The sequence below is a fragment of the Anaerolineae bacterium genome, assembly GCA_014360855.1.
GTDB lineage: Bacteria > Chloroflexota > Anaerolineae > JACIWP01 > JACIWP01 > JACIWP01.
In genome coordinates, this window is sequence record JACIWP010000069.1 from 1 (window position 1) to 12,254 (window position 12,254).

9 protein-coding genes are annotated in these 12,254 nt (G+C 65.6%); 7 read left to right on the forward strand and 2 right to left on the reverse strand.

Annotated features, from left to right (window positions below):
* The first annotated feature begins 16 nt into the window (after positions 1-16).
* From secD to H5T60_05420, 5 genes are all read left to right on the forward strand, one after another.
* Entirely contained in the window at positions 17-1,423 is a 1,407-nt protein-coding gene (secD, locus tag H5T60_05400; GenBank protein ID MBC7241863.1) for a protein translocase subunit SecD, read from the forward strand.
* Positions 1,424-1,477: 54 nt separating this feature from the next.
* The gene (secF, locus tag H5T60_05405) at positions 1,478-2,416 is read left to right on the forward strand and encodes a protein translocase subunit SecF (protein MBC7241864.1); all 939 of its coding nucleotides are present in this window, start codon (positions 1,478-1,480) and stop codon (positions 2,414-2,416) included.
* Positions 2,417-2,504: 88 nt separating this feature from the next.
* Complete coding sequence (gene thiI, locus H5T60_05410) at positions 2,505-3,620, forward strand: tRNA 4-thiouridine(8) synthase ThiI (protein ID MBC7241865.1); 1,116 nt, start codon at positions 2,505-2,507, stop codon at positions 3,618-3,620.
* 4 nt (positions 3,621-3,624) lie between these two features.
* Positions 3,625-4,251 (forward strand): hypothetical protein, encoded by a 627-nt coding sequence (locus H5T60_05415; GenBank protein MBC7241866.1) that lies wholly within the window; start codon positions 3,625-3,627, stop codon positions 4,249-4,251.
* 11 nt (positions 4,252-4,262) lie between these two features.
* The gene (locus H5T60_05420; GenBank protein MBC7241867.1) at positions 4,263-5,228 is read left to right on the forward strand and encodes an alcohol dehydrogenase catalytic domain-containing protein; all 966 of its coding nucleotides are present in this window, start codon (positions 4,263-4,265) and stop codon (positions 5,226-5,228) included.
* A 22-nt stretch (positions 5,229-5,250) separates the two neighbouring features.
* Here H5T60_05420 and H5T60_05425 read toward each other — a convergent pair whose 3' ends face one another.
* Positions 5,251-6,471 (reverse strand): GAF domain-containing sensor histidine kinase, encoded by a 1,221-nt coding sequence (locus tag H5T60_05425; GenBank protein ID MBC7241868.1) that lies wholly within the window; start codon positions 6,469-6,471, stop codon positions 5,251-5,253.
* A 185-nt stretch (positions 6,472-6,656) separates the two neighbouring features.
* Between H5T60_05425 and H5T60_05430 the strand changes: the two genes are divergently transcribed.
* The gene (locus H5T60_05430; GenBank protein MBC7241869.1) at positions 6,657-9,260 is read left to right on the forward strand and encodes a hypothetical protein; all 2,604 of its coding nucleotides are present in this window, start codon (positions 6,657-6,659) and stop codon (positions 9,258-9,260) included.
* Between the two features lie 173 nt (positions 9,261-9,433).
* Positions 9,434-11,410 (forward strand): hypothetical protein, encoded by a 1,977-nt coding sequence (locus H5T60_05435; protein ID MBC7241870.1) that lies wholly within the window; start codon positions 9,434-9,436, stop codon positions 11,408-11,410.
* Between the two features lie 89 nt (positions 11,411-11,499).
* On the opposite strand, the gene H5T60_05440 is transcribed toward H5T60_05435, so the two are convergent.
* Positions 11,500-12,252 (reverse strand): NAD-dependent deacylase, encoded by a 753-nt coding sequence (locus H5T60_05440; protein MBC7241871.1) that lies wholly within the window; start codon positions 12,250-12,252, stop codon positions 11,500-11,502.
* Positions 12,253-12,254: the final 2 nt, after the last annotated feature.

A 12,254-nucleotide genomic window follows, 5' to 3' on the forward strand; every position in this document is an offset into this window, starting at 1 on the left:
GGAGGATCGCTGGTACATGAGTCAGAGAAACATCGTGCTCCTGATCGTCATTATCCTGCTTACGGCCTTTGCCCTCTGGGTTGTCCTGCCCAATAACCCCGGCATCCATATCAAGATTGGCTCCTGGCGCTTCGACCGCGATATCTACATCCATCTCGGATTGGATCTGCGGGGCGGCACACAACTGCTGTTGGAGGCGGACCTGCCGGCCGGCGAGACCGTCACCCTGGACGCCATGGAAGCCGCCAAAACCATCGTCGAGAACCGCGTCAACGCCCTCGGCGTGACCGAGCCGCTCGTCCAGCTCCAGGGCGACCGCCGCATTATTGTCCAGCTTCCGGGCATCGAGAACCCGGACGCCGCCATCCAGACCCTGCGCAGTACCGGTCTGCTGGAATTCGTGGACACGGGGGACCTCTCCTTGCCGGAAGGCACCGTCATCCGCACCACCTACAGCACCGCCGAGGAGGGTGCACAGCCAACCCCCACCGCCGAAGCCGCTCCCGAAGCGACCCCCACGCCGGCCACCATCACCGACCAGGTCTTCACCACCATCATGACCGGCCGGCACCTTAAGTCGGCGCGCGTGGGCACGGATGAGTACGGCCGGCCCGAGATCGAGTTCGAGCTGACCGACGAAGGCGCCAAAATCATGGCGGACTTCAGCCGCAAGAACGTCGGCAAGTTCCTGACCATCACCATGGATAAAGTGGTCATCTCCTCGCCGCGCATCGAGACCCCCATCACCGAAGGGCGCGGCCGCATCACCAGCCAGCAGGGCTTCAAACTGGAAGAGGCCCAGCGGCTGGCCATTCAACTGCGCTACGGCGCCCTGCCGGTGCCCCTCAAGGTGGTCGAGACCCGCTCCGTCGGCCCCACGCTGGGGCAGGACTCGGTCCAGCGCAGTCTGCGCGCCGGCATCATCGGCCTCATCGTCGTGCTCCTGTTCATGCTCTCCTACTACCGCCTGTTGGGTTCCGTGGCGGATATGGCCCTGTTGATTTACGCACTGCTGAACCTGGCCATCTATCAGCTCGTGCCGGTCACGCTGACCCTGCCGGGCATCACTGGCTTCCTGCTCTCCACCGGCATGGCGGTGGACGCCAACATCCTCATTTTCGAGCGCATGAAGGAGGAACTGCGCGCCGGCCGGCCGCTCCACAGCGCCATTGAGGCCGGCTTCTCCCGCGCCTGGACTTCCATCCGCGACTCCAATATCTCGACCCTGCTGACCTGTGTCATCCTGTACTGGTTCGGCTCCAACTACGGGGCCAGCATGGTCAAGGGCTTCGCCGTCACGCTCTTCATCGGTGTGCTCATCAGCATGTTCACCGCCATCACCGTGACCCGCACTTTTATCATCACCCTCTTCTCGCTCACGGGTGAGAAACTGCGGGAAAAGAAGTGGCTGTTGGGTGCGTAGGCCGGCGGATGGGAAGCGCTGAAGAACTCATGGACATGTTCGCAGGGAGGCTCCATGTTTGACATCGTCGGAAAACGGAAATGGTACTTCTTACTCTCGAGCGTGCTCATCACCCTGGGCATCATCGCCATGATCATCTCGCTGACGCGGTTCGGCACCCTCTTCCGCCTGAGCATTGATTTCACCGGCGGCACATTGTGGGAACTGCGCTTCCCCCAGCCAGTGACGCCGGCGGAAGTGCGCGAGGTGTTCGTGGACCAGGGCTACAGCGATACCACGGTGCAGACCACCACGGACGGCTACACCGCCCTCATCCGTTGTAAGCCGCTGGAGCCGGAGGTCAAGACGCAGATCGCCCAGATCCTGTTTGACAAGTTCGGGAAGGCGGAAGAACTGCGGTATGAGCTGGTCGGCCCCACCATCGGCGCCCTCGTCACCCGTACTGCCTTCATCGCGACCATAGCCGCGGCCCTCGTCATCCTGGTTTTCATCATCCTGGCTTTCCGCCGCGTGCCCAACGCCTTCCGCTACGGCGTGTGCGCCATCGCCGCCATGGTGCACGACGTGCTGGTGGCTTCTGGCTTTTTCGCCCTGATGGGCCTCATCGCCGGCTGGGAGGTGGATGCCCTCTTCCTGACCGCCATCCTGACGGTCATCGGTTTCTCCGTACAGGACACCATCGTGGTGTTCGACCGCATCCGCGAGAACATCCCCAAGCGCCGCGGCGAACCCTTCGAGGTGATCGTCAACCGCAGTCTGCTGGAGACCCTGCACCGCTCCCTGGCCACCCAGTTGAACGCCATCTTCGTGCTGGTCGCCATCCTGCTCTTCGGCGGCCAGACCATGAAGCAGTTCGCCTCCGTCCTGCTGGTGGGCATGATCAGCGGCACCTACTCCTCCATCTTTAACGCCGTGCCCTTGCTGGTCTCCTGGGAGCTGGGAGATTTTGGCCGGCTGTTCCGCCGGCGGGCCGACAAACGGGCGGCCGCCTGAGATATCCGCCCGACGGCCTGACATTGTCGCAATCATGGGGGCCAGCAGTACTGGCCCCCTTTATCTATCTGGAAGGAGTGAGAGTGCTATGGCACTGTTGATGGTGCGGTATGGGGAGATCGCGCTAAAGGGCAGAAATCTGCGCATGTTCACGCGCCAGCTCCGGCGCAATATCCGCGCCGCCCTGCGCAAAAACGGCATCGCCGGCGAGGTCCGCGAGGAGGACCGCCGCATCTATGTGGAAACGGACCAGCCGGAGGCCGCGCTTCCTGTCCTCCAGCGGGTTTTCGGCATCGTTTCCATCAGCCAGGTGGCCGAAGTGCCCAGGGACCTGGAGGCCATGAAGGCCGAGGCCCTGCGCATGGCGGCGCAGTTCGGGCTGGGGCCTCAGCATACCTTTCGCACCGAGGCGCGCCGCGCCGATAAAAGCTTCCCGCTCACCTCGCCGGAGATCAACTACCAGGTGGGAGGCGCGGTCAAGGAGGCTTTTGGCCCAACCGTGAGGCTGAAGGGGCCGGCCGATTTCATCTTGGGCATCGAGGTGCGCCGCGACCGGGTGCTGATGTTCAGCGACATCCTGGCCGGCCCGGGCGGCCTGCCCATCCCGGTCTCCGGGCGCGTGGTGGCCCTGATATCGGGCGGCATTGATTCGCCGGTGGCGGCCTGGATGATGCTGAAGCGGGGATGCGGCGTCATCCCCCTGCACTTCACCCAGGGCACGGTGGAGACGGAGAAAGCGCTGGAAAACTGCGAGATCCTGGCCCAGTATTCCTATGGGTGGGAGATGCGGCCCATTGTGCTCTCCCATGCGGAGGTGCTGGAGCCGGCCCTGCGCAAGCTGTATCAGTTGGGCGCCGGCCGCTGGACCTGCGTCTTCTGCAAGCGGCTCATGCTCCAGGAAGCGGTGCGCATCGCCAAAGAGCTGGACGCCCAGGCCATCGTCATGGGCGATTCCCTGGGCCAGGTCGCCAGCCAGACGCTGGACAACATCGAGGTCATCTCCTGGGGCATTGAGAAACCCATTCTGCGGCCGCTCATTGGCATGGACAAGACCGAGGTCACCGCGCTGGCGCGCAGGATCGGCACGTTCGATGTGTCCACCCGCGCCTCGGCGCCGTGCCGGTACCTGCCGGCGGGACCCATCACACGCGCCTCGTTGGGGAAATTCAAAGAGCTTCTCGCGCAACTAGAGGCAATGGAGTGATGGCATGAAAAGCAGGAGGGGCTGTCTCATCGGACTGCTGGCGGTGGTACTGCTGTTCAGCCTGCTGGCGATGGCGGGGAGCTGGTGGCTGCTGCAGAAGGTGCGGGAGCGGACAAGCCTCTCTACACCGACGCCTTTGATCCTGCGGACCCCTGCCGTGCGCGTCACCGCCGGCCCGTATCCACCCATCGTCCTGGTGGACCCGACATTGGGCGAGCTGGAGCAGGCCTGGCAGAATGCGCCGGCCGGCCAGCTCCTGCAGGTGACCATGAGCGAGCAGGAGCTGGAAGCGGAACTGTTGGCCGGCCTGGCCGGCGCGCCGGCACAGGGATACCAACTGAATGACGTACAGCTCCTCCCCGACCAGGTGCGCATCGCCGGCCGGGCGAACATCGACGGCCTGGAAGTGCCCGTCGCCGCCGCAGCGCGGATCTCCGCCGCGGACTGCTGGCTGGATGTGGAGATCACCCAGGTCCTGGTGGGTCCCCTGCCGGCGCCGGCGGCTGTCAAACAGCAGTTCCAGGACCAGCTCGACCAGTGGAGCGATGCCTATCGCCAGGACCCGCCCATGTGCGTTGCGGATGTCACGATCTCGCAGGGGCAGATCACCCTCACTGGCATCAAACGCTGAGGAAGACAAGGATGCGGGGCATATATCTTGAGGCCAGCACCCTCCAGGTGCGCGACAACCTTCCCATGCCATCCCCGCGGGAGGGGGAGGCGCTGGTGCGGGTGCACACCGCCGGCATCTGCGCCACCGACATCGAACTACTGCGCGGCTATGTGCCCGGCTTCCGCGGCATCCCGGGCCATGAGTTCGTCGGGACGGTCGCCGCGCATCCAGACCCTGCTTGGGTCGGCCGGCGAGTGGTGGGGGAGATCACCATCGCCTGCAGGGAATGCGCCATGTGCCGGCGGGGACTGCGCAAGCACTGCCTTCAGCGGCGGGTGCTGGGACTGCGCGGGTATGAAGGTGCCTTCGCCGAATATCTGACTTTGCCGGCGGAGAACCTGCATCCGGTCCCCGACGAGATATCCGACGAGATGGCGGTCTTCACGGAACCGCTGGCCGCCGCCCTGCAGGTCCTGGAGACGGGGGCCATCGGGCCGGCGGATCGGGTGCTGGTCCTCGGGGATGGGAAGCTGGGCCTGCTGGTCGCCCAGGCAGTGGCCCTGGCCGGCTCCGAGGCCTTCGTGCTCGGACATCACCCGGAGCGCTGGCGCATCTTGCGGGAGCGGGGCATTATCCCTATGGATGATCCCGGCGGCCTGCAGGGCCTGGCCGATGTCGTCATCGAGTGCACCGGCCGGCCGGAGGGCATCCAGGAGGCACTGCGGCAGGTCCGCCCGCAGGGCGCCGTTATCCTCAAGAGCACCTTCGCCGGCGTCCATCCGCTGAACCTGAGCGAGGCAGTGGTGAAGGAGGTGCGCATCATCGGCTCGCGCTGTGGGCCGTTCGCGCCGGCCCTGCGCGTGCTCGCGCGCCGGCAGGTCGAGGTGGAGGCGCTCATCGAGGCCGTCTACCCGCTGGCGCAGGCGGAGGAGGCCTTTGCCCATGCCGGTCGGCGCGGCGCGCTGAAAGTCCTCCTGCGCATCGGGTGCGCGTAATCTGCGGGAACGTTCCGCCGGCTCAGGACGTCTCTAAAGGCAGGATGACGGTGAAGGTGCTCCCTTCGCCGGGCACACTCTGCACCTCGATGGAGCCGCCGTGCATTTCGACGATCTGTTTGGCGATGGAGAGGCCGAGGCCGGTGCCTTTCGCCTGACCTTCCTTTTCCTCGCCGCGGAAAAACTTGTCGAAGATATACGGGAGGATATCCGGGGGAATGCCCTCGCCGGTGTCCTGCACGCGGATGCGGGCTTGGCCGCCGATCGGTGTCACCGCCAGGTGTACCTTCCCGCCTGGGCGGTTGTATTTGATGGCGTTGCTCAGCAGGTTGACCAGCACCTGATGCAGGCGGGCCTTGTCCACATGGGCTGTGCAGGCCGGCGCGCTCAGCTCCAGCGTCAGCTCAATATCCCGCTCCGCCGCCTGTGGGTGCATCAGTTCCGCCGCCTCGCGCGCCGCCTCATTCAGGTCCACATCCTCCCGGTGAAGCTGTGCCCGTCCCGATTCCAGGCGTGCCAGGTCGAGGTAGGTGTTGACCATGTCGCCCAGCCGGCTGGCCTCGCGATGAATGGTCTCCAGGAACTGTTTTTGCATGGCGGCCGGCACATTGTCCATCATCAACAGCATCTTGCTGTAGCCGATAATCGAGGTCAGCGGTGTGCGCAGTTCATGCACCACATCCGAGATCAGATCGCTCTGCTGAAACAGGCGGGCGTTCTCGATGGAAACCGCCGCCAGCGTCCCCAGGATCATCAGCGATTCCATATCATCATCGGTGAAGGGGCGGTCGCCGATCTTATTGACCACTTCCAGCACGCCGATGCGGCGCTCGTGAATTTCCAGGGGCACCGCCATGATGGAGCGGGTATGGAACCCCAACACCTCGTCCACCCCTTCGTAGAAGAAATCGGCCCGGTGGATGTCCGGGATCGTCATCGCCTTGCCGGTGGTCAGCACCCAGCCGGCCACGCTGTTTTCCATCGGCACGGTCAGCTCCCGCAGGGCACTGGGCTTGATGTTGGTGGCGGCGGCAAAGCGGAGATGCTCGCCCTTGCTGTCCAGCAGGAGCACCGAGCCGGCCTCCGTCTGGGTCAAATCGGCGGCCGTCTCCACGATGTAGCGCAGGAGCGTTTCCAGGTCCAGCGTCTCGTTCAGGATGCGCGCCACGATAAGCAGTTGCTGCATGCGGGCGAGCCGGCGCAGGAGGCCGGCGATGACCAGGTCCCGGCTGTTCGCTACCATTGGTCCGCTCCCTTGATCGAGCTATCAGGATGCAAATTGACAATCGCCAGGTTTGCCGGCATGATAGCATCGAATATGTCGACGCGCAAGCATGCCCGCCGTGCACGCCCCGCGCCTCGCACACCAGAACCGCAATACGGAGCGCAGAGATGAGCACCCCCCTTGGAAAATGGTCAGGGAAAATAGTGATTGGTATCGTACTGGTCATTCTCACGATCGGGATGGCCGGCTGTCGGCCAGGCATCCCTGCCAGCCCCACCCCAACCGCTACCAGCAGTCCGACGCCTGCGGCTCCCTCGCCCACCTTCACGCCGGCTCCGCCCCCCACTGCTCTGCCTCCCACATCGCCGGCGCCCGCGCCATCACCCTCGCCCACGCCGGCGAGCGGTATCGCTCTCCTGGAAGAGATACGCCTCAGTGACCAGCCGGCCTTCGGGCGCGAACCGGTGGCGCTGAGCTGGATGAACGGCAAGCTGTACATCCTCTGCCGGCAGGACCCCGTCCTGCTGGTCGCGCAGGACGGCCGCGCCGTGGTGGGCGGCATCTCCCTGGAAGGCTACCCGGTGGCACTGGCCGCATCGCCGGCAGCGCGCCGGCTCTATGCCGCCAGCGAGTCGCCGAACCAGCTCTATCTCATCGAAAACGATGCCCTGCAGAAGACCTGGCCCCTGCCGGCGCCCCCGACGGTCCTGCTGGCCGCCGGCGACCGGCTGTATGTGGGGTATTCGGGCCTGAGCCGCATAGATATTTGGCAGATGCCGGCGGGCACCGTGCTCGGCTCTTTCCAGACGCCGGAAGGTTTCTACGCCTATTCCATGGCCCTGGATGCGGCGCGCAATATCCTGCTCGCTGTGGGATTCCAGCGGGTGCTGGGCTTTGACTTGACGAGCAAGGACATCGTGGTGGACCAGTACACCAAATCGTACCAGACGCTGGCCCTGGACGAAAAGCTGGGACGCTGGTACGTCAACGATTACGACGAATCTACCAGCACCTCTTGGATGGCAGCCTTTGACATCGGCACGGGCGCCCTGGTTGGAAGGGCGGCCATCGGGCAGGACCCGCGACAGGCCCTGGTTCATCCCATCACCGGCCGGCTGTACGCGGCCTGCTCCTGGGACGGGGCAGTGTGGGAGATTGACGCCGCGACCCTGCAGACCACCCGTACATTTCCCGTGGGGAACGGCACCACCGCGCTGGCGCTGGATGACAGCGGCCGGCGGCTCTTCGCCGCCAATCGGGGCGACCACAACGTGGTGGCAATTGACCTCGACACCGGTTCAGCCACGGGCTGGATCCCCACCGCGCTGATACCCAGCGATATGGAGGCGGACAGCGCCCGCCAGCGGGTATATGTGGCCCTGCCGGCGGCCGGCGCCGTACACTACATGGATACCAATCTGCAGGCCCATCATCTCATAGACCTGCCCAACCCCTCTGACATGGCCCTGGACCCGGTGCGGGGGACGCTGTACGTTGTCAGCCAGGCCGGCCGCTCCCTGGCGGTGGTGGACCCGGACGTCGTCTCCGCCCAGATGGTGCCGCTGGAGAATGTGCCGCTCCATGCGCCGCTGGCGGTGGCAGTGGATGCGTCGCAGGAAAGGGTATATGCCGGCACGCACGTCATCCATGCCGCCTCCCTGCAGGCGGTCTCCGCGCTCCGCATCACGCCCCTCTCCGTATGGAACATGCCGGTGGAGCCGGTGGAGACCTGGGTGGACCCGGTCCAGCAGCGCGCCTTCATGGTGGCCTTTAACGGCATCCCCGGTTCCAACGGCGGCATGGTCATCTATGTCCTGGACCTGCGCACCGGGGAGCAGTTGCCCGGCTACCTGGGCGGGGTCAGCACCACCGCGATCTGGCTGGACGTGGATGGCCGGCGGCTGTACTCCACGGCCGTCCACTTTTCCAGCTACCGCCTGTACGTGGACGACCTGGATTCCCTGGCCCATCTGTCGGAGCGCCGGCTGGATGCCATGCCGATAGACATCGCCTATGTGCCGGCCACCCATCACCTGTTCATCGCCGGCCAGATCCCAGCCGCTGGAACACAGCGCACGCCCCAGGGCGAACTGTTGGTGCTGGACGCCCGCACGCTGGGGGAGGTGGCGCGCATAATGCTCCCGGAGCCGCCGGCGAGCATCACGGCCGACGCGGTCAGCCGGCGCGTCTATGTCGCAGTGGGCATCCAGGGCAAGGTGCTGGTGGTGCAGGATGCGCCGGTCCCCGCGCCGCCGGCGCCCACCGCCGTGCCCACGCCGTCGCCCTGGCCGACGCTGACGCCTTCGCCGGCCGCGCTCTCCGCTCCCACTCCATTGGTACCCACGCCGGCGCCGACTCCGACGGCCTGCGCGCGCCCCGTTGCCCCTGCCTTCCGCACCTTTGACACATCCCTGCTGGGCTGTCCGACCGACGCCGAGGTGGAGATTGACATGGCGGAACAGCCCTTCCAGCACGGCCTCATGTTCTGGCGCGGGGATGTGCGGCAGATTTACGTGCTGTGGGGCGACGGCGGCTATATGGCGGTGGCGGATGCATGGACGGGGCCGGAAGAGTACGCCTGTCAGGCGCCGGCGCCGGCCGGCATGGTTCAGCCCAAACGCGGCTTCGGCCTGGTCTGGTGCACGTACCCCGAGGTGCGCGGCCGGCTGGGCTGGGGCCTGGAGCCGGAGCGCGGCTACCGGGCCGTGCTTCAGCCTTTTGAGCGGGGCCTGGCCTGGCACAACGACCGCGGGCAGGTGTTCGCCATCTTCTTCGACGGCACCTGGCAGATGCTGTTGCCCAGGTAGCCCGCACGGCACGCCGGCCGGCGGAAAGGTTTGCCGTACCCTGTGCGCTGTGTTATAATCCGGCCGATGCCATCGCCGGGCTGATTACGGCATCCTGGTATGTCCGCCCCTGCTGTACTGCTCGCTGAGTTCGAACGGAAAGCCCAAGCATTACCAAATCTGGAGGGTACAAAATGCGCAAATCCGCAAGACTGGTAGCGACGCTCGGTCTGCTGGCACTGCTCGTGCTCATGGCGCTGGTGCCGCCGGCGATGGGACAGGGAGAGACAGAGGACATCACCATCCCTCCCGGCATCGCGGCGGTTGCTCATGACGACGAAGTGGTGTTGATCCGGAGCGACGGCTACATTCAGGTGGAAGACCCCTTCCATTCCAGCGGCACAGACCCTGCCACCTGGACCTCCCCCGAAGGGGGATGGAACTTCGTCACCACGGGCGACTTCAACGGCGATGGCGATGATGAAATTGTGGCGCTCGGCGGCTCGCGGGCCAAGATATATGATCCCTTCCCGACGGCCGGCACCAAGGTCACCTTCGAACAGGTGCTGTCCGGCTTCAACTGGGTGAAGGCGGTGGCGGCCGATATTGACGCCGACGGCCGGGATGAGCTGATGCTCCTGCGTGATGACAACACTGCCACGGCTAAGGCGCGTCTGCTGGTCTATGATGGCAACGAGGCCGGCACCCAATGGACCCTGCTCCAGGACCTGGAGTTCGGCGCCCAGTGGGCGGACATGGCCGCCGGCAACTTCATCGGCGACGGCCGGGCGGAACTAGCGCTCACCCGTCAGCAAGTCCCCACCACCCAAGGCCTCATCCTGGTGCTGAACGCCCAGACCGGCCAGACCATCGCCCAAGAATCGTACGGCTATTACTTTGAGCGCATCGCCGCCGGCGACGCCGATAACAACGGCCTGGACGACATCGCCGCTGTGCGCAACATCAGCTCCGTCCAGGGCACTAACTTCGTGCTCCTGCGCGTCAAGGGGGTAGGGCAAGGTCTGGAATCCATCTATTCCACCGGCTTCGGCACCGCCTTCCGCTGGGTGACCATGGCTGACTACGATAACGACGGCGCGGACGAGGTCGGGCTCCTGCGCAACGTGCCCCCGCCCCACGCCGGCCTCTATGGTGTGGACCGCTACGGAACCGCCATCAGCCTGGACGAGGTCATCGGCGAGGGCTGGATGGACATCCGCTCCGGCGACATCGATGCCGACGGCCGCAGTGATGTGCTGATCCTCAAGGACAACCTGGTGCGCGCCTATCGGCCCGGCACATCGGGCACCTCCACCTCCATCATCTGGTCCAAGAGCGGCTCGTACCGGGCGATGTTCGCCACCGGCGATGTGGACGGCGGCACCGGCATCGTCACCGGGCCGCGCCTGGAGGTCTCCCCGACCTCGCTGACCTTCCAAATGGAGTATGGGAGCTCCGCGCCGCCGGCCCAGACCCTCACCGTCACCAACGCCACCGCCACCGGCGCTATCTCCTGGACGGCGCAGTTGAACCCACAGGTGGACTGGCTGTCCATCTGGCCCACCTCCGGGCAGACCCCCGGCACCATCAACGTGGCAGTGGTGGCAGAACGGGTGTCGGCCGGCACCCTGACCACCAACATCGTCATTAGCGGCGGCGCCGGCGTGGCCAACAGCCCGGTCAGCGTGCCGGTCACCGTGACCGTGGTAGCGCCCACCATGCAGGTCACCCCCAACACCATCAACATTGTCTCCAAGCCCGGGCGCGCCATCCCACAGCGTGCCCTGCGGGTGACCCAGGCCGGCGGCGGCGCCGGCGGCATCCACTGGTACGCCACCGTCATCTTCAAGGATCAGTGGGATGCCCTGCAGGCCCAGGCCCATCAGGTGGAGAGCGTTCGTGTCACCGACGAGGGGCTGGAAGCGGTGGTCAACGGGAAGAAGGTCCTGCTCTCCGCGGTGGAGTGGCTGACCATTTATCCGACCCATGGGACGACGCCGGCGGATATCTACCTGGCCATTGAGACCGCCGGCCTGACGCTGGGCACCTACCGCGCCACCGTTATCGTGGACGGCGGGGCCGGCGTCATCAACCGGCTGGGCTACTGCGACATCACCCTGTCCCTGGTGGATCGGGTGGGGGCCCTGCCGCTGGTCATCCGCAACCGCTGATCACCCCGCCTTGGGGAATGCAAAAAGGGCCCGCAGTGCGTGGGCCCTTTTTCGCGTCCCTCTGTAGGAGCATGACGTCACCGTGCCGCCTATTTTAGCGCTTCCCGCACGCCGGCGGCGATGGCCGGCAGGGCCTCCGCCACATCGGCGTACAGCGCCACTTCCATCAGATGATCCAGCGGGGTGGGTTGGTAATTGACCAGGATAAGCCGGGCGCCGGCGTGATAGGCCATCAGCGGCAGGTCCGAGGCCGGCGCGACTTCCAGGGATGAGCCGGCGATGAGCATCACGTCGCAGTGCCGGGCCTCGTTCTCCGCCGTCTGCCAGACATCGTGGGGGAGCAGATCGCCGAAAAGCACCACCACCGGCTTCAGCACCCCTCCGCACTCTGGACAGCGGGGCACCCGCTGGGTGATCCGCCACTGCTCCAGCACCTGGTCAGCAGGCACTTCGTGCTGGCACCGCACGCAGAGGGCCTGCCGTGCATGGCCGTGCAGTTCCAGCACCCGCTGAGAGCCGGCGCGTTGATGCAGGCTGTCAATGTTCTGGGTGATGACGGCATGCAGTTTGCCCAGCCCTTCCAGCTCCGCCAGGGCCAGATGGGCCGGGTTGGGTAAGGCGGTGAGCATCTGCTCTGCCAAGGGGGCGATCCATTCGTAGAACGCCTGGGGGTTGGCGCGAAAGCCCCACTTCGAGGCCACCACCATGGGATTGACCTGGCTCCACAGCCCTGAAGAGGGACTGCGGAAATCGGGGATGCCCGAGGGGGTGCTGATGCCGGCGCCGGTCAGGGCCACCGCCCGCCGGCTGTTCACCAGCAGTTCTATCGCCCGCTGAATCAGCT

Coding starts and splice junctions, on each gene's coding strand:
- secD (MBC7241863.1), top strand. CDS start 17: ATGAGTCAGAGAAACATCGTGCTCCTGATCGTCATTATCCTGCTTACG.
- secF (MBC7241864.1), top strand. CDS start 1,478: ATGTTTGACATCGTCGGAAAACGGAAATGGTACTTCTTACTCTCGAGC.
- thiI (MBC7241865.1), top strand. CDS start 2,505: ATGGCACTGTTGATGGTGCGGTATGGGGAGATCGCGCTAAAGGGCAGA.
- H5T60_05415 (MBC7241866.1), top strand. CDS start 3,625: ATGAAAAGCAGGAGGGGCTGTCTCATCGGACTGCTGGCGGTGGTACTG.
- H5T60_05420 (MBC7241867.1), top strand. CDS start 4,263: ATGCGGGGCATATATCTTGAGGCCAGCACCCTCCAGGTGCGCGACAAC.
- H5T60_05425 (MBC7241868.1), bottom strand. CDS start 6,471: ATGGTAGCGAACAGCCGGGACCTGGTCATCGCCGGCCTCCTGCGCCGG.
- H5T60_05435 (MBC7241870.1), top strand. CDS start 9,434: ATGCGCAAATCCGCAAGACTGGTAGCGACGCTCGGTCTGCTGGCACTG.